Source organism: Bacillus sp. T2.9-1, from assembly GCF_950097965.1.
Lineage (GTDB): Bacteria > Bacillota > Bacilli > Bacillales > Cytobacillaceae > Niallia > Niallia hominis.
Genome location: NZ_CATNHG010000080.1, coordinates 1 through 22,676, shown reverse-complemented (window position 1 = coordinate 22,676; position 22,676 = coordinate 1). Strand labels below are relative to the sequence as shown.

The 22,676-nt window shown below is 36.1% G+C and carries 22 protein-coding genes, 1 tRNA gene and 1 rRNA gene; 23 read left to right on the top strand and 1 reads right to left on the bottom strand.

Annotation, left to right across the window (positions count from 1 at the left end):
- Positions 1-66 precede the first annotated feature (66 nt).
- The 4 genes from yabP to QQZ16_RS08440 all read left to right on the top strand — a co-directional run bounded on the left by yabP (position 67) and on the right by QQZ16_RS08440 (position 1,970).
- A complete protein-coding gene (gene yabP, locus QQZ16_RS08455) occupies positions 67-369 on the top strand; it encodes a sporulation protein YabP (protein ID WP_031537138.1) in 303 nt (100 codons plus the stop codon).
- Positions 366-989 (top strand): spore cortex biosynthesis protein YabQ, encoded by a 624-nt coding sequence (yabQ, locus tag QQZ16_RS08450; protein WP_048719101.1) that lies wholly within the window; start codon positions 366-368, stop codon positions 987-989. Before yabP ends, yabQ begins: the two co-directional genes overlap by 4 nt.
- A 17-nt stretch (positions 990-1,006) precedes the next feature.
- The gene (locus tag QQZ16_RS08445) at positions 1,007-1,402 is read left to right on the top strand and encodes an FtsB family cell division protein (protein ID WP_031537140.1); all 396 of its coding nucleotides are present in this window, start codon (positions 1,007-1,009) and stop codon (positions 1,400-1,402) included.
- Between the two features lie 94 nt (positions 1,403-1,496).
- Positions 1,497-1,970, top strand: coding sequence for a S1 domain-containing RNA-binding protein (locus QQZ16_RS08440; protein ID WP_031537141.1), 474 nt, complete (start codon positions 1,497-1,499; stop codon positions 1,968-1,970).
- 239 nt (positions 1,971-2,209) lie between these two features.
- Here QQZ16_RS08440 and QQZ16_RS08435 read toward each other — a convergent pair.
- Positions 2,210-2,283: transfer RNA gene (locus tag QQZ16_RS08435), tRNA-Met, on the bottom strand.
- 481 nt (positions 2,284-2,764) lie between these two features.
- Here QQZ16_RS08435 and spoIIE point away from each other — a divergent pair.
- From spoIIE to QQZ16_RS08340, 19 genes are all read left to right on the top strand, one after another.
- Positions 2,765-5,242 carry a stage II sporulation protein E gene (spoIIE, locus tag QQZ16_RS08430; protein ID WP_031537142.1) on the top strand — a complete coding sequence of 826 codons (2,478 nt, stop codon included), beginning with the start codon at positions 2,765-2,767 and terminating at the stop codon, positions 5,240-5,242.
- A 130-nt stretch (positions 5,243-5,372) separates the two neighbouring features.
- The gene (locus tag QQZ16_RS08425) at positions 5,373-6,107 is read left to right on the top strand and encodes a vWA domain-containing protein (RefSeq protein ID WP_031537143.1); all 735 of its coding nucleotides are present in this window, start codon (positions 5,373-5,375) and stop codon (positions 6,105-6,107) included.
- Complete coding sequence (locus QQZ16_RS08420) at positions 6,076-7,077, top strand: protein kinase domain-containing protein (RefSeq protein WP_031537144.1); 1,002 nt, start codon at positions 6,076-6,078, stop codon at positions 7,075-7,077. The genes QQZ16_RS08425 and QQZ16_RS08420 overlap by 32 nt, the downstream gene beginning before the upstream one ends.
- Positions 7,078-7,225: 148 nt before the next feature.
- Positions 7,226-8,608, top strand: a complete 1,383-nt coding sequence (tilS, locus tag QQZ16_RS08415) for a tRNA lysidine(34) synthetase TilS (RefSeq protein WP_048719103.1) — start codon at positions 7,226-7,228, stop codon at positions 8,606-8,608.
- 22 nt (positions 8,609-8,630) lie between these two features.
- A complete protein-coding gene (hpt, locus tag QQZ16_RS08410) occupies positions 8,631-9,179 on the top strand; it encodes a hypoxanthine phosphoribosyltransferase (protein ID WP_048719106.1) in 549 nt (182 codons plus the stop codon).
- A gap of 106 nt (positions 9,180-9,285) precedes the next feature.
- The gene (ftsH, locus tag QQZ16_RS08405) at positions 9,286-11,196 is read left to right on the top strand and encodes an ATP-dependent zinc metalloprotease FtsH (RefSeq protein ID WP_212121275.1); all 1,911 of its coding nucleotides are present in this window, start codon (positions 9,286-9,288) and stop codon (positions 11,194-11,196) included.
- Positions 11,197-11,466: 270 nt separating this feature from the next.
- A complete protein-coding gene (locus QQZ16_RS08400) occupies positions 11,467-12,243 on the top strand; it encodes a type III pantothenate kinase (protein WP_031537148.1) in 777 nt (258 codons plus the stop codon).
- A gap of 78 nt (positions 12,244-12,321) precedes the next feature.
- Positions 12,322-13,200, top strand: a complete 879-nt coding sequence (hslO, locus tag QQZ16_RS08395) for an Hsp33 family molecular chaperone HslO (RefSeq protein WP_031537149.1) — start codon at positions 12,322-12,324, stop codon at positions 13,198-13,200.
- Positions 13,201-13,527: 327 nt separating this feature from the next.
- Positions 13,528-14,463 carry a cysteine synthase A gene (gene cysK, locus QQZ16_RS08390; protein ID WP_031537151.1) on the top strand — a complete coding sequence of 312 codons (936 nt, stop codon included), beginning with the start codon at positions 13,528-13,530 and terminating at the stop codon, positions 14,461-14,463.
- A gap of 119 nt (positions 14,464-14,582) precedes the next feature.
- Entirely contained in the window at positions 14,583-15,995 is a 1,413-nt protein-coding gene (locus QQZ16_RS08385; protein WP_035416381.1) for an anthranilate synthase component I family protein, read from the top strand.
- Complete coding sequence (pabA, locus tag QQZ16_RS08380; protein ID WP_031537153.1) at positions 15,992-16,576, top strand: aminodeoxychorismate/anthranilate synthase component II; 585 nt, start codon at positions 15,992-15,994, stop codon at positions 16,574-16,576. Before QQZ16_RS08385 ends, pabA begins: the two co-directional genes overlap by 4 nt.
- Position 16,577: 1 nt before the next feature.
- Positions 16,578-17,450, top strand: coding sequence for an aminodeoxychorismate lyase (pabC, locus tag QQZ16_RS08375; RefSeq protein WP_031537154.1), 873 nt, complete (start codon positions 16,578-16,580; stop codon positions 17,448-17,450).
- Entirely contained in the window at positions 17,447-18,280 is an 834-nt protein-coding gene (gene folP / locus QQZ16_RS08370; RefSeq protein WP_031537155.1) for a dihydropteroate synthase, read from the top strand. The genes pabC and folP overlap by 4 nt, the downstream gene beginning before the upstream one ends.
- Complete coding sequence (gene folB, locus QQZ16_RS08365; protein ID WP_031537157.1) at positions 18,273-18,638, top strand: dihydroneopterin aldolase; 366 nt, start codon at positions 18,273-18,275, stop codon at positions 18,636-18,638. The genes folP and folB overlap by 8 nt, the downstream gene beginning before the upstream one ends.
- Positions 18,635-19,162, top strand: a complete 528-nt coding sequence (gene folK / locus QQZ16_RS08360; protein ID WP_031537158.1) for a 2-amino-4-hydroxy-6-hydroxymethyldihydropteridine diphosphokinase — start codon at positions 18,635-18,637, stop codon at positions 19,160-19,162. The genes folB and folK overlap by 4 nt, the downstream gene beginning before the upstream one ends.
- Complete coding sequence (locus tag QQZ16_RS08355; protein ID WP_031537159.1) at positions 19,111-19,326, top strand: helix-turn-helix domain-containing protein; 216 nt, start codon at positions 19,111-19,113, stop codon at positions 19,324-19,326. Before folK ends, QQZ16_RS08355 begins: the two co-directional genes overlap by 52 nt.
- Before the next feature lie 26 nt (positions 19,327-19,352).
- A complete protein-coding gene (gene dusB / locus QQZ16_RS08350; RefSeq protein ID WP_031537160.1) occupies positions 19,353-20,354 on the top strand; it encodes a tRNA dihydrouridine synthase DusB in 1,002 nt (333 codons plus the stop codon).
- Between the two features lie 190 nt (positions 20,355-20,544).
- The gene (lysS, locus tag QQZ16_RS08345; RefSeq protein WP_031537161.1) at positions 20,545-22,035 is read left to right on the top strand and encodes a lysine--tRNA ligase; all 1,491 of its coding nucleotides are present in this window, start codon (positions 20,545-20,547) and stop codon (positions 22,033-22,035) included.
- Between the two features lie 557 nt (positions 22,036-22,592).
- Positions 22,593-22,676, top strand: a 16S ribosomal RNA gene (locus QQZ16_RS08340); the annotation flags it as partial.

Genomic DNA, 22,676 nt, shown 5'->3' with positions numbered 1-22,676 from the left:
AAATAATTTTTCTTCACATATATTTGTACAAGTAGAGATTGTACTAAGTGATTGTGAGGGATAAAGATGAGCCAATATTATGATTCTAACACGACTAAAAGTAATGTAGTAGAACATGATGTAATTATGAGAGGGAGAAAGTTATTAGATATTACAGGAGTAAAGCAGGTGGAGAGCTTTGACAACGAAGAGTTCATTTTAGAAACAGTAATGGGCTTTTTATCCATTCGTGGTCAAAATCTTCAAATGAAAAATCTCGATGTGGAAAAGGGTATCGTCTCCATTAAAGGAAAAGTGTTTGATTTAGTATATGTAGACGAACAAAGTGGAGATAAGGCTAAGGGATTCTTTAGCAAGATATTCCGATGACGTTATCTACACAATTTATGACCATGCTAGCTATGGTTAGCATGGGTCTATTCTTTGGCATAAGCTTAGATACATATCAGTACTTTTTGAAAAGGCCGATAAGGAAACGAAGTATTGTTTTTATCCATGATATCCTTTTTTGGATTTTGCAAGCCCTTCTTATGTTTTATGTGCTTTTCCTAGTAAACAAAGGAGAGGTCCGCATTTATTTGATTTTAGCTTTGCTGCTAGGATTCGCCATGTACAAAAGTTTATTTCAAGCTCTATATCTTCGATTATTAAAAGCAATTATTTCTTTTTGCATCCATTCTTATCGTTTTTTTATTAAATTGTTTATGAATATTGTATATAAGCCAATTAAATCTATCTTGCAATTGCTCTTGTCGATAATAATTACTTTAGGTAAGGGACTTATGGCACTTGTCAGTGGTATAATTAGGGTATTAAGATTTATCATAAAGATACTATTTAAACCAATTGAATGGCTTTTATCCCTATTATGGCTAATTGTGCCGAAAAAGGTTAAATTATTCGTCGAGAGAATTTCTAGTAAATTGGCAGGATATTACTTTAAAATAAAGAAATATTTGAAAGAATGGGTAGCTAATAGAAAAAAATAATGAAAGGAGGAGCCTCTATGAGTGCCATAAGAAAACCAGATATTACAACATTCCCAACAGAATATAATTTAAAGCATCAAGCGGATAGTCTCAGTGGAGCCAGAAAGAAAAAGTTATTGATGCGCAGGCTGACAACATTCTTCGTATGTGCTGCTGTTATTGGCTTTATCATGATTTCCACACTCATATCACAAAGCTCCACTTTAAACGAGAAAAGAGCAGAGAAAGAGGACTTAGATGGACAACTTGTAGCGCTAGAAAAGCAGGAAGCGGAATTAAAAGATCAAATTGCTAAATTAAATGACGAAGAGTATTTAGCTAAATTAGCTAGAAAAGATTTATTACTATCACAAGAAGGGGAAATTATTTTTAATATCCCAGAAAAAGATGCAAAAAACGCTACTGGAAAATAATAAGGTCGGCTGTAATATTGACACCCTTTTTTTCCATTCTGTATAATATAAATAAGTACGATTTTTTATATCCTTAAGGAGGCAAAACTTTTTTATGTCAATCGAAGTAGGCAGCAAGTTACAAGGAAAGGTAACAGGAATTACTAATTTTGGTGCGTTTGTTGAGCTCCCAGAAGGCGCAACAGGTCTTGTTCATATTAGTGAGGTCGCAGACAATTATGTTAAGGACATTAATGAACACCTAAAAGTAGGCGATGAAGTAGAAGTTAAAGTTATTAATGTCGAGAAAGATGGCAAAATTGGACTATCCATTAAAAAGGCGAAGGATAGACCAGAAAGACCAGAGAGACCACAATACGAACGCGGAGAAAGAAGAGAATCAAGAGGCGGCTATTCCGGTGGGAATTCTCAAAGGTCACGTAATGCAAAATCAAATGAAAATCGTGCTCCTAAAGAGAATTTCGAATCGAAAATGGCTCGTTTCTTAAAAGACAGTGAAGATCGATTAGCTTCTCTGAAAAGAAATACTGAGTCGAAACGCGGGGGAAGAGGCGCGAGACGCGGGTAACTTGCTGCTGAATAACCAATAGATAGCAGGGTTTATCGTTTATATATTCCCATAGCTTAAGCAAGCCTATTAAGGCTTGCTTTTTTGTGTTTTTGATAAAAATGGTTTATTTCCACTGATAAACTTCAGTAAGACTTTCATTTCTTGTTTGGAAGAAGAGGAAGAAAATAGGTTGGAGATCAGCTGTAATAGAAAAAGACATAAAAAAAACCACGTAAAAATTTACGTGGTTTTTTAGATAGCGGCGGAGGGGATCGAACCCCCGACCTCACGGGTATGAACCGTACGCTCTAGCCAGCTGAGCTACACCGCCATAATATTAACAAGACAATTAATATAATACAAATAAATAAATGTAATGTCAATAGGTTTTATTCATTTCATTATTTGTTGGCAAATTTATATTTTATTGTATGGCTGTATTTAAATCTTTTTACATACGTATATAAAGTGTAAAGCTGTAGGAACCACTATTATCGATGGATAACTAAAAAAACATATTGCATGAATTGACAAAAATAAGCAATAAATACAAAAAAGCAGGCAGAAGAAAATGTTTTCTTTCTCCAAACGTACTTCAGTTAAAACCACTTTTTTAATGATAGAATAGCCTCTTTTCTATAAAAGTTTTCCAAATAACGGGCAAAAAGGAATGTATCGAATTTTGTAGCTCCTTAAAAAAATGAAGGAAAGAAGTCGAGCGAAAAGCTGGAACTGCTTCGTTATTTTGACAAACTTTTAAATAGCTACCTTCTATAATGTGGAGCAACGATACTTGATAGGGAGTGGAGTGTATGGAAAAAGTAGAAAGGGATATAATCGATCCGATTGGTGAGGTTGATTTTGGGAAGTCACGGGAAAGCTTCAGCTCAATTCTTCATAAATTTAATTCAAAATTGGAGAATTTTTTTTTAGTAAAAGGCTATTTGCTTTTAATCATTGGTTTCTTGCTTGGACGAGCCTTAATATTAGGACAGCTTACTCCTTTTGCTCTTCCATTTTTTGCAGCGGTGTATTTATCAAGGAAAGATAAAGCCCCACTTGCCCTCATTGGTTTAATTGCTGGTGCGGCTACTTTAGGAATAACGGAGGCGGCTACTAATTTTGTCTTGTCTTTCTTATTCTTGATAAGCTATAAGATTATTTTGAACTGGAAAAATAAAGAACAACAACTCGTACCAGTATTTGTTTTTGGTCTTGTCTTTCTTGGTAGCTTAGTAAAAGCATATCTATTAACAAACGGTTTTACATGGTATGGAGGAATGTTATCGTTAGTAGAAGGAAGTCTTGGTTATATTCTTACATTAATCTTCTTACAAAGCTTACCATTACTCACCGTAAATAAAAGGAGACAAGCACTTAAAACAGAGGAAATTGTTTGTTTGATTATCATGCTAGCTTCTATTATGACTGGAACAATAGGATGGGCGGTCTATGGCATATCCATTGAACATATTATGTCACGTTACTTAGTATTAGTATTTTCCTTTATTGCAGGGGCAACGATTGGCTCTACAGTTGGTGTGGTAACAGGGTTAATTTTTAGCCTGGCGAGTATTTCAAGTTTCTATCATATGAGTTTGCTCGCATTTTCTGGTCTTCTAGGTGGATTACTGAAAGAAGGGAAGAAAATTGGCGTGGCATTGGGATTATTTATTGCTACTCTTCTTATTGGAATGTACGGAGAAGATGGAGGCGTATTATCTGTTTCATTAATGGAAACAACAATAGCTGTTTTTCTATTCCTTCTCACACCAAGAAGTTTAACCTCTCGAATTGCAAAACACATACCAGGAACAACAGAATATTCCCAAGAACAACAGCAATATATGAGAAAAATGAGAGATGTAACTGCCCAAAGAGTTTCTCAATTTTCTAATGTTTTTCAGGCTCTCTCCAATAGTTTTTCGTCTCCCAACATTAGTGAGATGGTGGAGGAGGAAGATAATGAGTTAGACTACTTTTTAAGTAATGTGACGGAAAAAACATGTCAGACATGTTTTCGAAAGGAATATTGCTGGGCTCGCAACTTTAATACAACCTATGATTATATGAAAGACATTATGACAGAAATGGCAGATTCAGGCGGAAATATTTCCCCCAATCTTTCGAGGGATTGGGATAAACATTGTACGAGATCGAAAAAGGTTAAGGATGCTATTCATCAGGAACTGGCACTGTACCAGGCCAACCAAAAATTAAAAAAACAGGTACAGGAAAGCAGAAAACTAGTTGCAGATCAATTACTTGGTGTATCAGAGGTTATGGGTGATTTTGCCAAAGAAATTCAAAGGGAAAGGGAAAATCATTATAAGCAGGAAGAACTAATATTAGAAGCTATTCAAGAATTTGGCATTCATATTGAAAATGTAGAGATATATAGTCTAGAACAGGGGAACGTAGATATCGATATAACCATCCCTTACAGCACTGGTTATGGTGAATGTGAGAAACTGATTGCACCGATGTTATCTGATATTCTTGGGGAAACAATTATTGTAAATAAGGAGGAGGTTGCTGAGTATTCCAATGATTATAGTCATGCAACATTCCGATCAGCCAAAGCTTATACGGTAGAAACTGGCGTTGCACATGCAGCAAAGGATGGGGGATTTATATCAGGTGATAGCTATTCAACGATTGAACTAGGTTTGGGGAAATATGCCATGGCAATAAGCGATGGAATGGGAAATGGAAAGCGTGCCCATGTAGAAAGTGAAGAGACACTACAATTATTGCAAAAAATTCTTCAATCAGGGATTGAAGAACAAGTGGCGATTAAATCGATTAATTCAATCCTTTCTTTACGAACAACAGATGAAATTTTTTCCACGTTAGATTTAGCAATGATTGATCTTCAAAATGCAGCTGTTAAATTTTTGAAGATAGGATCTACCCCAAGTTTTATTAAAAGAGGATCAAAAGTAATGAAAGTTCAGGCAAGCAATTTACCTATGGGCATTCTCCAAGAATTTGATGTAGATGTTGTTAGTGAACAATTAAAGGCTGGCGATTTGCTAATTATGATGAGTGATGGTGTTTTTGAAGGACCAAAACATGTAGAAAACTTTGAAATATGGATGAAGCGAAAAATCAAGGAGCTGAAAACAGAGAATCCCCAAGAGGTAGCAGACTTAATTATGGAGGAGGTTATACGATCTCGTTTAGGGTTAATTGAAGATGATATGACTGTTTTAGTGGCAAAGATTGATCATAATATTCCGAAGTGGGCATCTATTCCGGTAAAAGGTTTTAAGCAAGCAGCAAATTGAATTTGATAACTTATTTCCCTCCTTTTTAACAAATGAAACCTCTCCTCGGTTTCCCTTCTTAAAAAGGGTATAAATTCTTCCTTTTTCGTCGAGAATGGAACTAACTCACGAAGATGGAGGGGAGATATTTATGAAAACAGGTACGTTAAAGCAGGTTCTGCTTATTACAGATGGATGTTCTAATAAAGGAGAAGATCCAATTGCGATGGCAGCGTTAGCGAATGAACAAGGAATTACGGTTAATGTCATTGGAGTAATGGAACAAGATACAATTGACGAGCAGGGGATGAAGGAAATCGAAGGCATCGCACTTTCTGGAGGTGGTGTCAGCCAAATAGTATATGCGCAGCAATTAAGTCAGACTGTCCAAATGGTTACGAAAAAAGCAATGACTCAAACACTCCAAGGTGTAGTCAATAAAGAGCTTCAGCAAATATTAGGTTCCTCGAAAACAATGGAGGATCTTCCGCCGGAAAAGCGAGGAGAAGTAATGGAGGTTGTTGACGAACTAGGAGAGACAGTTGAACTTGAAGTATTGGTATTGCTAGATACAAGCGCTAGCATGAAGCATAAACTGCCAACTGTAAAAGAGGCTTTGCTTGATTTATCTCTAAGCTTGAATGCACGTTCTGGCGAGAATCGTTATTCAGTGTTTGTATTTCCCGGGAAAAAGAAAGATGTCGAAAAATTAATGGATTGGACTCCTCGTTTAGAATCACTAACCAGTATATTTCCGAAATTATCTACAGGAGGAATTACGCCAACTGGTCCAGCTTTAAAAGAAGCAGTCTATTACTTTAAGCATAAGCGCTCATTAAGGAGCTTGATTTCAAGTGATGATGAATACTTCGAAGAGTCCATTTAAAATAAACGGCGGTACGGTAGTAAAAGGAAAGTGGCATAACAAGCAATATACCATCTTGAAGGAGCTTGGCTATGGAGCAAATGGCACTGTTTTTTTAGCAGATTCCCGAATAGGAAAAGTTGCTTTAAAATTAAGCAACAATAGCGTATCTATAACTTCCGAAGTAAATGTATTGAAGTCCTTTGCAAAGGTCCAAGGTTATAGCCTTGGACCTTCTTTAATAGATGTGGATGATTGGGTAACAAATAAGGGGAATATCTCTTTTTATGTAATGGAATACATTAATGGACCTGATTTACTCGCCTTTATTCATAATAAGGAAGGTTCATGGATTGATGTACTAATGATCCAATTATTAAAAGATTTACAAGTTCTCCATGAAAACAACTGGGTTTTTGGAGATTTGAAGCCAGAGAATCTGATTATTACAGGACCACCTACGAAAATTAGATGTATTGATGTAGGCGGAACAACGATTATTGGAAGGGCAATTAAAGAATTTACAGAGTTCTTTGATAGAGGCTACTGGGGATTGGGAACCAGAAAGGCAGAGCCGAGCTATGATTTATTTGCAGTTGCTATGATTATGCTAAATATATATCATCCAAAGCGCTTTAATAAAACAGAAGGCGGAATAAAACAGCTACAAACGATGATTCGGCAAAAAAAAGGACTTCTTCGCTATGAAGGAATTCTTATAAAAGCATTAACGGGAAAATACCAAAGTGCAAAGGAAATGCGATTTGATTTATTGAAATTAACGAATGGTGGTAACACAAGTAGAAGGAAAGTAGTAGCTGGATCTCAAGCAAATATTTCTCGACAAGTAAAAGGACAAAACCTCCAAACTTCCAATACAAGAAGCAAAATGGTTAAAAAGAAGAAAAAAGCCGGTTGGATTGAATCTATGCTTATCATTATTCTTATTTCCATTTGTTACATTTTGTATATATATGGTCAATTAACTTGAAAAGAGGAATTTTAACAATTTTAGAGAATAGTCTTTGGTATCACTTTTAAAAAAGTGATATCCTTGACTATAGTAACTACAACCTCGGATGAAAAAGTAATAACCTGAGTGTTGCTAGAATAGTGATAGTGATAAGGAAGTAATTAGAATGTTTGAGGATCAAGTTTCGAATTATCTGCAAAGAAAAAATGTGACCCTAGAAGGAAAAAAAATCTTAGTTGGAGTATCGGGTGGACCTGATTCTTTAGCGCTTCTTCATTTTTTATGGACAAAGGAAGAAGTATGGAAAATCACTGTGTATGCCGGGCATGTCGATCATATGTTTCGAGGGGAGGAGTCGCTTAAAGAGGCTGAATTTGTGAAATTATTCTGTGAAGAGAGAAATATCCCTTTTTCTTGGGAAAGAATAAATTTGCCTGAGTTTATAAATAAAACAGGGATGAATTCACAAAAAGCTGCAAGAGAATGTAGGTATTCTTTCTATGAAAAAGTGATGAGGGAAAATAACGTAGATTATTTAGCACTAGGTCATCATGGTGATGATCAAATAGAAACAATTCTGATGCGATTAACGAGAGGGAGTTCAGGTAAGGCGAGAGCTGGAATTCCTTTTATCCGTCCTTTCGGAGCAGGAAATATTATTCGTCCCTTTTTATGTTTAGAAAGGGACGACATTGAGGAATATTGTAAAGTACATAATTTAAATCCAAGAAGAGATCCAAGCAATGAAAAAGACACATACAGCCGCAATCGATATAGAAAGTATGTTGTGCCCTTTTTGAAAAAAGAAAACATACACGCGGCAAAGCATTTCCAGCGGTTTAGTGAAGAATTAGCAGACGATGAAGCTTATTTAATGGAGCAGGCAGAAGAAAGGCTTTCATTTATATTAGTCGAAAAACGAGAACAGGAAGCAGTAGTTGATATTAATCGATTTCTTTCAATAGCTATTCCTTTACAAAGAAGATGTATTCAACTAATATTAAATTATCTCTATGACGAGATGCCTATTTCATTATCCGCATTACATACTGAGCAAATGATGATATTACTTAAGAGTCCTCATTCTTCTGGAAATATTGATCTCCCGAATGGTCTGAAAGTGAAAAAGTCGTACCATTATCTTCATTTTCAGCTTAATTTTTCTCCAACAAAATCCTTTTATTATGAATTATCAAAAATGGGAGAGTTATTATTACCAAATGGGTATAATATTAAGGTAGAATATATAGACGGTGAACATCATACTGATAATCATTGTATTCTTTTGGATTCTTCTATTTCCTTCCCTCTTATTATCCGTACAAGAAGCGCTGGCGATAGAATCCATTTAAAAGGGATGGATGGTAAGAAAAAAGTGAACCGCATTTTTATCGATGAGAAGATTCCAATCCATGAAAGAGAGAATTGGCCAATTATTACGGATAGTAATGGTGAAATTCTTTGGATACCTGGACTAAAAAAATCGATATATTCTCATAGTAATACGAATAGTGGTAGTAATCTATTAATAACATATAAAAAGCAATGATCTTCTAGGGGGCACACAAGAAATGAAACACGATATTGAAAAAATATTGATATCTGAAGAAGAAATACAAGGTAAAATCAAGGATTTGGCTTTTCAACTTACAGAGGAATATCAAGATAAATTTCCTTTGGCAATTGGAGTGTTAAAAGGTGCTATGCCCTTTATGGCCGATCTTTTAAAGCGAGTGGATACATACCTAGAGATGGATTTTATGGATGTGTCAAGTTATGGTAACTCTACTGTTTCTTCTGGAGAAGTAAAAATTTTAAAAGATTTGGATACTTCTGTTGAAGGAAGAGACATACTAATTATTGAGGATATTATTGATAGTGGATTAACATTAAGTTATCTTGTAGAGTTGTTCCGTTATCGTAAAGCAAAATCAATCAAAATTGTGACTCTTCTTGATAAACCTTCTGGTAGAAAAACGGATCTTGAAGCAGATTATGTAGGATTTAACGTGCCAGACGCTTTTGTTGTGGGGTATGGATTAGACTACGCAGAAAAATATCGTAATCTACCTTATATTGGTGTTTTAAAACCGGAAGTTTATGCAAGTGATAGTAAATAAGGATAAAAGAAAGGAATTCAGATCCAGAAAGGGTAATTCCTTGAATTTACTTAATTTTCTATGTTACTATACTCTATAGTTTGTTTACCGTGGGAGGAGGTAAGGGATGAACCGTATTTTTCGTAATACCATTTTTTATTTATTAATCTTTTTAGTAATTATCGGTGTGGTTAGTTTTTTCAATGGAAATAATCAGCCTACCAAGCAATTAACATATACTGAATTAATAAATCACCTTGAAGCTGGTGATGTTGCAGAAATAACGCAGCAGCCTGAAAGAGGTGTACTTGAAGTACGAGGGAAATTAAAGGGCTACAAAGAAAATGAAACATTTGTTTCTTATGTAACAAACAATGAAACAAATGCTCAAGTGATCTTGAAAGCTGCTACAGAAGGTTCCAATATTGATGTGCAGCCAGCGCAAGAAACAAGCGGATGGATCACATTCTTTACTTCAATTATCCCGTTTGTGATTATTTTCATCTTATTTTTCTTCTTGCTCAATCAAGCCCAAGGTGGCGGCGGCGGCCGAGTAATGAACTTTGGTAAAAGTAAGGCAAAGCTTTACAATGAAGAAAAGAAAAAAGTTCGCTTTAATGATGTAGCAGGAGCCGACGAAGAAAAGCAAGAACTAGTAGAAGTTGTGGAATTCTTAAAAGATCCACGTAAATTTGCTGAGCTAGGTGCTAGAATACCAAAAGGAGTCCTTCTTAATGGACCTCCAGGAACAGGTAAAACACTACTTGCTAGAGCGGTTGCAGGAGAAGCTGGCGTACCTTTTTTCTCCATCAGTGGTTCTGACTTCGTAGAAATGTTTGTAGGGGTAGGGGCTTCACGTGTTCGTGATTTATTCGAAAATGCGAAGAAAAATGCTCCTTGTATTATCTTTATTGATGAAATAGATGCAGTTGGTCGTCAGCGTGGAGCTGGTTTAGGTGGAGGACACGATGAACGTGAACAAACCTTAAACCAATTATTAGTTGAAATGGATGGATTCGGTGCAAACGAAGGTATCATTATTATCGCTGCTACAAACCGTCCTGATATTTTAGACCCTGCATTATTACGTCCAGGTCGTTTTGACCGACAAATTACAGTTGACAGACCAGATGTTAATGGTCGTGAGGCAGTTTTACGTGTACATGCTCGTAATAAGCCTTTAGATGAGTCTGTCAATCTAAAAAGCATTGCTCAGCGTACACCAGGATTTTCTGGAGCTGATTTAGAAAATCTTCTAAATGAAGCAGCGCTTGTTGCAGCGAGAGCTGATAAGAAGAAAATTGATATGGAAGACATGGATGAGGCAACAGACCGTGTTATTGCTGGACCTTCCAAGAAAAGCCGAGTTGTTTCTAAAAAAGAAAGAAATATTGTTTCTTACCATGAAGCAGGTCATACAATTATCGGTGTTGTGTTAGATGAGGCTGATATGGTTCATAAAGTAACAATCGTACCTAGAGGTCAAGCTGGTGGGTATGCAGTTATGCTTCCTAAGGAAGATCGTTTCTTAATGACCAAGCAAGAGCTTCTTGATAAGATTACTGGATTACTTGGTGGTCGTGTGGCAGAGGATATCGTATTTGGTGAAGTAAGTACTGGAGCACATAATGATTTCCAAAGAGCTACAGGTATTGCTCGTAAGATGGTAACAGAGTATGGAATGAGTGATAAGCTTGGACCATTACAATTCGGTCAAGCACAAAGCCAAGTGTTCCTAGGTAGAGATTTAAATAATGAACAAAATTATTCTGATGCAATTGCATATGATATTGATTTAGAAATTCAACGAATCATAAAAGAGTGTTATGAAAGAGCGAAACAAATTCTTACAGAAAATCGTGAGAAGTTAAACCTAATCGCTGAAACACTTCTTGAAATCGAAACGTTGGATGCAGAACAAATCAATAGTTTGTATAAAGACGGTGTTCTGCCAGATCGTACGAAACAGGCAGATACTACTTTAGGTTCAGAGGATGTAAAGGTAAATATTAATAAAAAGGATGATAGAGACGAGTAAATCTCGATCATCAGTAAAAAGGATACGCTTAAAAGCGTGTCCTTTTTTATCTATTTGTTAATACTACAATAATAGGTGTATAGATAGCAGCTGTTGCTTTAGGCTTTGTCTCTTTCCTGTTGTATGTTATGATATTTCCAGTATTGAACATGAACGTTTACATATAGCTTAGGTAAGGTGTTAGTGATAGGTGTGAAAAGATACTAATAATAAGTAAAGAGAAAGCTATATGGTAAATAGAATTATATTAATAAAGAAGTGGTGACCATAATGATTTTTGTTTTTGATATTGGAAATACAAATATAGTATTAGGTGTATATGATAAGGAAGAATTAAAGCATCATTGGAGAATTGAAACGAATCGTTATAAAACGGAAGATGAATATGGTATGATTATTAAATCTTTATTCGACCATGTTGGTTTAACCTTTTCCGATATTACTGGGATCGTTATTTCATCTGTTGTTCCTCCTATCATGTTTTCTTTGGAAAGAATGTGCCAAAAGTATTTTCAGTTGAAACCGTTAGTGGTTGGTCCAGGAACGAAAACAGGTTTAAACATAAAGTATGATAATCCTAAGGAAGTAGGAGCGGACCGCATTGTCAACGCAGTCGCGGCGATACATGAATATGGAAGTCCGTTGATTGTGGTAGATTTCGGTACAGCTACAACTTTCTGCTATATAAATGAGCAAAAGCAATATATGGGTGGAGCGATAGCACCAGGAATTAATATTGCTACAGAGGCTCTGTATTCTAAAGCGGCTAAACTGCCGAGGATTGAAATCGCACGTCCTGAGGGGGTTATTGGTAAAAATACCGTTTCTGCCATGCAATCAGGGATTCTTTTCGGCTATGTAGGGCAGGTTGAAGGGATTGTTAAGAGAATGAAAGAAGAAAGTGCAGTTCAGCCTAAAGTCATTGCTACAGGAGGATTAGCAAATCTTATAGCAAAAGAATCAAACATTATTGATGAAATTGATCCGTTTCTTACATTAAAGGGATTACAGCTTATTTATAAAAAAAATAAGGATACACTAAAATAAACAGAGAAGTTCATACTTGAGCTATTTAACGGAATAATGAATCCGTTGATTAATTGCTAGAAGACAAAGGAGTAAATTATGAGTGATTATTTAGTAAAAGCGTTAGCGTTTGATGGGGAAGTTCGTGCGTATGCAGTAAGAAGTACAGAAACAGTAGGAGAAGGTCAAAGAAGACACCATACTTGGCCAACTGCTTCCGCTGCTTTAGGTAGATCTTTAACAGCAACAGCGATGCTAGGAGCTATGCTTAAAGGAGATCAAAAATTAACGGTAAAAATCAATGGTGGTGGACCAATTGGTCTTATTCTGGTAGATGGTAATGCAAAAGGAGAGGTGCGTGGATATGTTAGCAACCCTCAAGTGCATTTTGACTTAAATGAGCATGGAAAATTAGATGTAAGAAGAGCTGTTGGAACAGAAGGGACATTGTCAGTTGTAAAAGATATCGGGATGCGTGATTACTTTACAGGGCAAGTTCCAATCGTTTCTGGAGAGCTTGGAGAAGATTTTACTTATTATCTATTTAATTCTGAACAGGTACCATCTTCTGTTGGAGTAGGAGTATTAGTGAATCCAGATAATAGTATCTTGGCTGCTGGAGGTTTTATTATTCAATTAATGCCTGGTGCGCAAGATGAAACGATTACGAAGATTGAAAAACGATTGAGTGAAATTCCGCCAATATCTAAATTAATTGAAAAAGGCTTAACTCCAGAGGAACTTCTTGAAGAAATTTGTGGGCAGGACAATGTAAAAGTAATCGAAAAAATGCCCATTTCGTTTACATGTACATGCTCAAAAGAGAGATTTTCTCATGCAATAATCAGTTTAGGCCAAGCGGAAATTGAAGATATAATTAAAACAGATGGTCAAGCAGAAGCAGAATGTCATTTCTGTAATGAGAAATATATATTCGCTAAAGAAGAATTAGAAAAAATGCTAGAAGAAGCAAAGTAAGAAACTAAGATTAGGCAGTCTCAAAGAATGGTTTGCTAAAAATCATATCTGGAGGCTGTTTTTTTATGTTTATAAAGGTAGTATGGTGAACGGTGTCGTTTTATAAATAGTAAAGTAGGATAAAAACATATATTGCTGGAGGAGAGAGCGACAAAGATGCCTTTAATAGATGAGGTATTGCGAAAATTTCTACAATAACGTTGCGTATGTTTGAATGATCAATTTTCGGAAAATACAAACATATTGATTGACAAATGATGGTGTTATTTGATAAATTAATATTATAAAACCAATTAAAATACTCGGAATAATAAGGGGAGATAGAAAATGTCAAAAATCGCAAATTCTGTAGTCGATCTTATCGGTGGAACACCTATTGTTAAATTAAACCGTTTAGTAGAAGATGAGTCCAGTGCAGACGTTTATTTAAAATTAGAATACATGAACCCAGGCAGCAGTGTAAAAGACCGTATTGCGCTTGCAATGATTGAAGCAGCTGAAAAAAGTGGGGACTTAAAGGCTGGCAGCACAATTATTGAGCCTACTAGCGGAAATACAGGAATTGGTCTTGCTATGGTCGCTGCAGCAAAAGGTTATCGTGCGATTTTAGTTATGCCAGAAACAATGAGTATGGAACGCCGGAGATTATTGAAAGCTTACGGAGCTGAATTAGTATTAACACCGGGACCAGAAGGTATGGGTGGAGCTATTCGTAAAGCAGAGGAATTAGCAAAAGAAAACGGCTATTTTATCCCGCAACAATTTAAAAATATTTCTAATCCTGAAGTACATAGATTAACAACAGGACCAGAAATAATTGATGCTTTCGGTGACGAAGGTTTAGATGCGTTTATTGCTGGTATTGGTACAGGCGGAACAATCACTGGTGCTGGGGAAGTATTAAAGGAAAAATATAAAGATATCAAAATTTATGCAGTAGAGCCTGCTGATTCTCCTGTTTTATCAGGCGGTAAGCCAGGTCCTCATAAAATTCAAGGTATCGGTGCTGGGTTTGTTCCAGATATTCTAAATAGTGAAGTGTATGAAGGGATTATTCAAGTTTCGACAGAACAAGCATTTGAGTATGCTCGTCGTGCAGGGAAGGAAGAAGGTGTGTTAGGCGGTATTTCTTCTGGTGCGGCTATTTATGCCGCTTTACAAGTAGCGAAAGAGTTAGGAAAAGGGAAAAAAGTATTAGCAATTATCCCAAGTAACGGAGAACGCTACCTAAGCACACCTCTTTATCAGTTTGATGAAGAATAAGCATAAAAGTTAAAAAGTAGTATTAAAAAATTGCGTAAATAGATACGTGATTTTTTTGTATTTTACTTTATGTATCCTGTATGATGAGAACAGATAAATGTTGAAGGAGAGAAACCTGATTGAAGAATTACAAGATATATAGTAAGACGATTTCTCTGACATATGAGCAGTTCTTTAAGCAATTTTTATCCCTTGCGGAAGGTGAATCACATTATGTTTTATTAGAAAGCGGTCGCGGTGGAAGGTATAGCATTGGTGCTTTTTCACCAGTTGTAAAAATGATCGGTAGATATCATCGTTTAGAAGTGATAGATGAGCAGGGAACTAGATTCATCAAAGGGAATCCACTTCATGCAATAAAAGAAGTAATGAATCAATATGTTGTTGAGTCTAAATCGGAGCTACCTGATTTTCAAGGGGGTGCGCTTGGGTTTATTAGTTACGATTATATTCGGTATATCGAAAAAATTCCTAACCAGACAAAGGATGACTTAAATATTCCTGATGTATTCTTTTTATTATTTGAAGAGTGGTTTACTTATGATCATGAAGAAAATAAGCTATGGATTTCTGGTTTATATGTAGAAGATCAGCTAGCTTTCATTCAGGATAAAATAAAAACCTATGCAAAGGGATGGGCAGAAGAGAATAAAACCGAATATCCGCATGGGAATATTGGGAAATCTGAGGGTCTGAAGGTATCGATTGAAGATAATGAATTCCAACAATCCGTTCGCAAGATTCAGCAATATATTTCCGCGGGAGACGCATTCCAAGTTAACTTATCCGTTCGGCAAGCCAAGCCTTTGCATGTATCTGCGCTCGAGGTCTACAGACAACTGAGGGTTTTGAATCCTTCTCCATACATGGGCTATTTCCATACACCAGAGTTTCAGTTAGTAAGTGGTTCACCAGAGCTTCTAGTTAAAAAGAAGGGACAGGAAGTGAGTACACGACCGATAGCTGGAACGCGATCACGGGGGGAAAACGATGCTGAGGATATAGCTCTTGCTAATGAATTGATGGAGAGTGAAAAAGAAAGAGCAGAGCATGTGATGCTAGTCGACCTAGAAAGAAATGATTTAGGAAGAGTATGTGCATATGGGAGTGTTCAAGTAGACGAATTTATGGTAATCGAAAAGTATTCCCATGTGATGCATATTGTATCTAATGTAAAAGGAAAGCTTTCAGAAGAAAAAGATGAGTACGATCTCATTGATAGCATGTTTCCAGGTGGAACGATTACAGGTGCACCGAAGATACGAACGATGGAAATTATTGAAGAACTAGAGCCAGTTCGACGTGGACCGTATACTGGTTCTTTAGGGTGGATTGGTTATAATCATGATGTAGAGCTAAATATTATGATACGGACGATGCTGGTGAAGGAAAACCGAGCATATGTTCAAGCCGGTGCAGGAATTGTGATCGATTCCATCCCTGCAAATGAATACAAAGAATCGATGAAAAAGGCTAGGGCACTCTGGAATGCGAAAGAATTAGCTGAAGAGAAATTGGGTGGCAGCAAATGATATATATGATTGATAACTATGATTCTTTCACTTATAACCTTGTGCAATACCTAGGATCATTAGGGCAAGAATTAAAAGTGAAAAGAAATGATGAAACCTCTTTAGAGGAAATAAAAAAAGAAAATCCGGCATATTTGATGATTTCTCCAGGACCGTGTAGTCCTAATGAAGCAGGGATAAGTTTAGAGGCAATTCAATCCTTTGCTGGTGATATGCCAATCTTTGGAGTATGTTTGGGTCATCAAGCAATTGGACAGGTTTTTGGAGGGGAGGTTGTACAAGCAGCAAATTTAATGCATGGAAAAACCTCTCTCATTTATCATGATAATAAAACGATTTTTCAAGGCTTACCTAACCCTTTTTCCGCTACACGTTATCATTCCTTGATTGTGAAAAAGGAAACATTGCCTTCTTGTTTAGAAATCTCTGCTTGGACAAAGGAAGGAGAAATCATGGGGATTAGACATAAAGAACTTCCAGTTGAAGGGGTGCAGTTTCATCCAGAATCAATTATGACAGAGATTGGTATGGAGTTATTGGAAAATTTTATTCAATATTATAAAGAAGGAAGTAAGAAATAAAATGTTTATGTACATAAACGGGCAGGTTGTTAGCGAGGAAGAAGCGGCTATCTCTGTTTTTGACCATGGCTTTATATATGGACTAGGCTTATTTGAAACATTTCGTGTATATGAGGGGCATCCTTTTCTATTAGATGACCATCTTTGCAGGTTAAATGAAGGTTTAAAAGAGATGAACATCCAATTATCTTTTGAAAGAGAAGAAGTGGTCGCTATTATTCAAAGTCTATTGAAAAAAAACAATATTAATAATGCTTATATTCGCTGGAATGTTTCAGCTGGAAATGGAATGATAGGACTTCAAACAGATCCATATTTAGAACCAAATACAATCGTGTATATAAAACCCCTTCCACCAGCAAATGGGATGCCGGAAAAAATAGGACAGGTAGTGACGATTCCAAGAAATACACCAGAAGGGGTTTTTCGCTTAAAATCTCATCATTTTTTTAATAATATCTTGGCGAAGCGAGAGATTGGTGCAGATATGACAATCGAAGGATTTTTTTTAACAAAAGAAGGCTATGTTGCTGAAGGAATAACTTCCAATCTTTTTTGGGTTATCAATGAAGTGCTTTATACTCCTAGCCTGCAAGCTGGTATATTAAATGGAATTACGAGACAGTTTGTTTTAAGCCTTGCAAAGAGCATGGGTTTAGTAGTAAAAGAGGGGATGTTTCCGTTGGTTATGCTTGCAGGTGCAGAAGAAGTATTTGCAACGAATTCTATTCAGGAAATCATCCCAATAAAAAAAATAGATGGATATGACTATAAAGGAGTAGAAGGCAAGGTTGTTGCTAAGCTTTATAAGGAATATAGAAAGCATTCCACTCAATTATGGTCGAAAGAAGAGCTAGGAGGAATAAAGGAATGATAAATAAAATAGCATGTGGTCCGTACACATTGGATTTTGAACAAAAAACAATGGTAATGGGTATTTTAAATGTAAATCCTGATTCCTTTTCTGATGGCGGTAAATTTAACAAAGTTGAAACAGCATTAAACCACGCTCGTCAGATGGTAGAGGATGGGGCGGATATTATCGATATCGGCGGAGAATCTACAAGACCTGGCTATACAGAAATTTCAATCGAAGAAGAATTAGAGCGAGTAATTCCTATTATTGAGCGATTAACGGGAGAGGTAGATGTTCCTTTATCAATTGATACATATAAAGGAGAAGTAGCGAGACAGGCTTTGCAAGCAGGAGCGCATATTATCAATGATATATGGGGAGCAAAAAGAGACCCAAAAATGGCGTCCGTTGCAGCTGAATTTCAAGCTCCAATTATTTTAATGCATAATAGGGATAATCTTAACTACTCGTCTTTTTTAGAAGAGGTAGTAGCTGACTTGCAGGATAGTATTGAGATTGCAAAGGCAGCGGGGGTCCCTTTTGATAATATTATTCTTGATCCAGGTATTGGCTTCGCGAAGGATTTAAACAGAAACATAGAAATGATGCGCGGGTTAGATAAGCTTGTTGATATGGGGTATCCTGTGCTGCTTGCAACTTCAAGAAAATCATTGATTGGGAATGTGTTAAATTTACCTGTAACGGAAAGAGTAGAAGGAACAGGGGCTACTATTTGCTATGGTATTCAAAAAGGATGCCATATTATTCGTGTCCATGATGTGAAAGAAATGACACGCATGGCTCGTATGATGGATGCTTTAATGGGAAAGGGAGAATACGGTGGATAAGATAATATTAAACCAAATGGAGTTCTATGGATATCATGGAGTATTTAAAGAAGAGAATAAGTTAGGTCAGCGTTTTATCGTAGATTTACAAGTAGAAGTGGATTTAGCGAAGGCTGGAGAAACAGATGACTTACAATATTCGGTTAATTATGGCCAGCTTTTCTTTGACGTGAAGGAAATTGTTGAAGGTAAGCCATATCAATTAATAGAAGCAGTTGCAGAAAATATAGCAAAGAAGCTTTTGGTATCTTATTCCCTTATTGAAAGTATTACCGTTCGTATTATTAAACCAGATCCTCCAATTCCAGGTCATTATAAATCGGTTGCTGTTGAAATTACGAGGAGCAGAAAAGGATGAATAATGTTTACTTATCATTAGGCTCAAATATAGGCAATCGATTGGAATACTTACGCGAGGCTGTACAAATGCTTCATAATCATAAGCAAATTAAAGTGGTAAACATTTCCTCTGTTTATGAGACCGACCCAGTAGGATATGAGGAACAAGCACTATTTTTGAATATTGTTGTACAGATTGAAACATCATTAAATCCTTCTTCGGTATTAGAGAAATGCCAAAGTATCGAAAACGAACTTGGGAGAAAAAGGATAATTCGATGGGGTCCTAGAACAATAGACCTTGACATTTTATTGTATAATCACGAAAATATAGTATCAGATAAGCTAATAATTCCACATCCGAGAATAGAAGAGCGAGCATTTGTTTTAGTTCCGCTAATAGAAATTGCGCCAGACATAAAGTTACCGAATAAATCAATGCGTTTAAAAGAAAGTTTGAAGCTTTTGCCAGATAGAGAAGGAGTAAGGGTATGGAAACAACAGAAAAATGGGGAAGACGTATTCGAGCTTTTCGAAAGCTAAAAGGATATACACAGGAAAGTCTAGCAAAAGAGCTACTTGTTTCTGTTTCTATTTTAGGGGAGATTGAACGAGGTAATCGTATGCCTTCGGAAGAGATGATTGATTCTATTGTAGGTGTGCTAAAGATAACAAGAGAAGAATTAGATCCACATCAAAGTAAATAAGCACTGCCCATCAAGGAGGTAAAAGTTTGTTTAAAATAGGAAATGTTGAAATAAGCAACCGTGTTGTACTTGCACCAATGGCAGGAATTTCAAATTCTGCATTTCGTTTAACAGTGAAAGAATTTGGAGCTGGTCTTGTTTGTGCGGAGATGATAAGTGATAAAGGGATTGTTTTAAAGAATAAGAAAACGATGGATATGCTTTATATAGACGAGCGGGAAAACCCATTAAGCTTACAAATTTTTGGTGGAGAAAAAGAAACGCTAGTGGAAGCGGCACAATTTGTTGATAAAAATACCAATGCGGATATTATCGATATTAATATGGGCTGTCCTGTGCCGAAGATTACAAAATGTGATGCGGGTGCTAGATGGTTGTTGGATCCAGATAAAATCTATGATATGGTTTCTGCGGTTGTAGAAAATGTAGATAAACCAGTAACGGTCAAAATGCGTATGGGATGGGATGAAGACCATATATATGCGGTTAGAAATGCTCAGGCGGTTGAAAAGGCAGGCGGAGCAGCCGTTGCATTGCATGGTCGCACGCGTGTTCAATTATATGAAGGAACAGCAAATTGGGATATTATCCGTGAAGTAAAACAATCGATTAATATTCCTTTATTGGGAAATGGCGATGTGAAAACACCCCTAGATGCGAAAAAAATGTTAGATGAGACGGGCTGTGATGGGGTAATGATTGGGAGAGCAGCACTAGGGAATCCGTGGATGATTTATAGTACAGTTAAGTATTTAGAAACTGGAAAATTAGTGGGTGATCCATCTGTTCGCGAGAAGATAGATGTGTGTATTCTTCATCTGGATCGTTTAATTAGCCTAAAAGGTGAGTATGTAGCAGTTAGAGAAATGCGAAAACATGCTGCGTGGTACTTAAAAGGTATAAAAGGAAATGCAAAAGCAAGGACTGCGGTTAATCAATGTGAAACAAGAGAGCAGTTAGTAACATTATTAAATGCACTAGTATTAGAAGTGGAAGCGAAAGAACAAACCGAAATCCAAGTAGGTTAATTTTTAAGGTAACTGTTTAAATTTCCTGTAATATGTGCAAAAATAAAGCTGTTGGATAAAAATCTGACAGTTTTTTTTCTTTTTTAGTGTCTGTAAACGTGACATTGTGTAGAATAATAAAGTATGTATAAAATTGAACGATTCCTTTTTTAGGTGATCATACATAAAAAGATAGTGGAGATGATTAAGCATGAGTCATGATGAATTAAACTTAAATGACCAATTACTAGTGAGACGTAACAAAATGAATGAGTTACGCGAACAAGGAATAGATCCGTTTGGTAAACGTTTTGATAGAACTCATTTATCTGAAGGGTTAAAAAAACAATATGAATCTCTAGAGAAAGAAGAGCTAGAGGAAAAAAATATTACTGTAACAATTGCTGGTAGAGTAATGACGAAAAGAGGAAAAGGAAAAGCAGGGTTTGCTCATATTCAAGATCTTGAAGGACAAATTCAACTATATGTTCGTAAAGACAATGTAGGAGAAGAGCAATATGCTATTTTCAACGCTGTAGACTTAGGAGATATCGTTGGTGTTGAGGGTGTTTTATTTAAAACAAATGTAGGGGAGCTTTCCGTTAAAGTAAAAGATTTCACGCTACTTACAAAAGCGTTGCGCCCGTTACCGGATAAATTCCATGGTTTAAAAGATATTGAACAACGTTATCGTCAACGTTATTTAGATTTAATTTCAAGTGAAGAAAGTAAGCATACATTTATTCTTCGCAGTAAAATTATTCAATCTATGCGCCGTTATTTAGACAGCCACGGTTATTTAGAAGTAGAAACACCGATGATGCATTCCATTGCAGGAGGAGCATCTGCACGTCCTTTTATAACACATCATAATGCGTTAGATATGCCTTTATATATGCGTATAGCTATTGAACTTCACCTTAAAAGATTAATAGTTGGTGGGTTAGAAAAAGTATATGAAATTGGTCGTGTATTCCGTAATGAAGGTGTATCAACAAGACATAATCCAGAATTTACAATGATTGAGCTTTATGAAGCATATGCTGATTATCGTGATATTATGAGTCTTACAGAAAATTTAGTAGCTCATATTGCACAAGAAATCCATGGTTCTACTACAGTAGCATATGGAGATTATCAAGTCGATTTGAAGCCAGAATGGACAAGACTTCATATGGTAGATGCAATTAAGCAATACACAGGTGTAGATTTCTGGCCGGAGATGAGTGTAGAAGAGGCAAGAAAATTAGCTAAAGAGAATAATATAGAGATTAATGATAATATGACATATGGCCATATTGTTAATGAGTTCTTCGAGCAAAGAGTAGAAGAAAAATTAATTCAGCCTACATTCATTTACGGACATCCGTTAGAAATTTCGCCATTAGCGAAGAAGAATGAGGAAGACCCTCGTTTTACAGATCGATTTGAATTATTCATCGTAGGAAGAGAGCATGCGAATGCCTTCACTGAATTAAATGATCCAATTGATCAAAGAGAAAGATTTGAAGCACAATTAAAAGAGCGTGAGCAAGGAAATGATGAAGCACACTTAATGGATGAGGATTTTGTAGAGGCTTTAGAATATGGAATGCCTCCTACAGGTGGGTTAGGAATCGGCATTGACCGTCTTGTTATGCTGTTAACTAATTCTCCTTCTATAAGAGACGTGTTATTATTCCCGTTAATGAGACATCGTTAATACAGAGACGTGGTACCTGCAGAAAGGTACCACGTTTTTTATTTTCTTTAAATAGTTGTTATGTTCGACTTCTAATATCTATTGATTCGCACAATGTCATGTAATAGAAGTGGTAGGGGTAGTGCGGGTTAGGGAAGAGGTAAGGAGTCAAATTAAAGTAGACAATACACTATAGAAGATAGTAAAAGCGAAGGGGGGGTTAAGAGCGGTATTTGTAGAGTATTTACTGTTATTTTAAAAGATTTATAAGAATTAACGTGTAATCAAATAATAAGAATATTTTTTCTTTTAAAAAGTAGTTGCATAGAGTATGAAACGGTGGTATATTAATATTCGTTGCTGAAACAAGCAATGATGAAAGAAAAAAGAAATTTAAAAAAATGTTGACTTCGAGAATGACTTCTGATAATATTAAAAAGTCGCCGATGACGACGTGAAACAAATTGCTCTTTGAAAACTGAACAAACAAACGTCAACAATAATCGTTTTATAACGAATGTTATAGAATGACAACAAGTAATAAAAAGCTAGAGTTTAGCAATGAGCTAATCAACTCTTTATTGGAGAGTTTGATCCTGGCTCAGGACGAACGCTGGCGGCGTGCCTAATACATGCAAGTCGAGCGGACTTTAAAAGCTTGC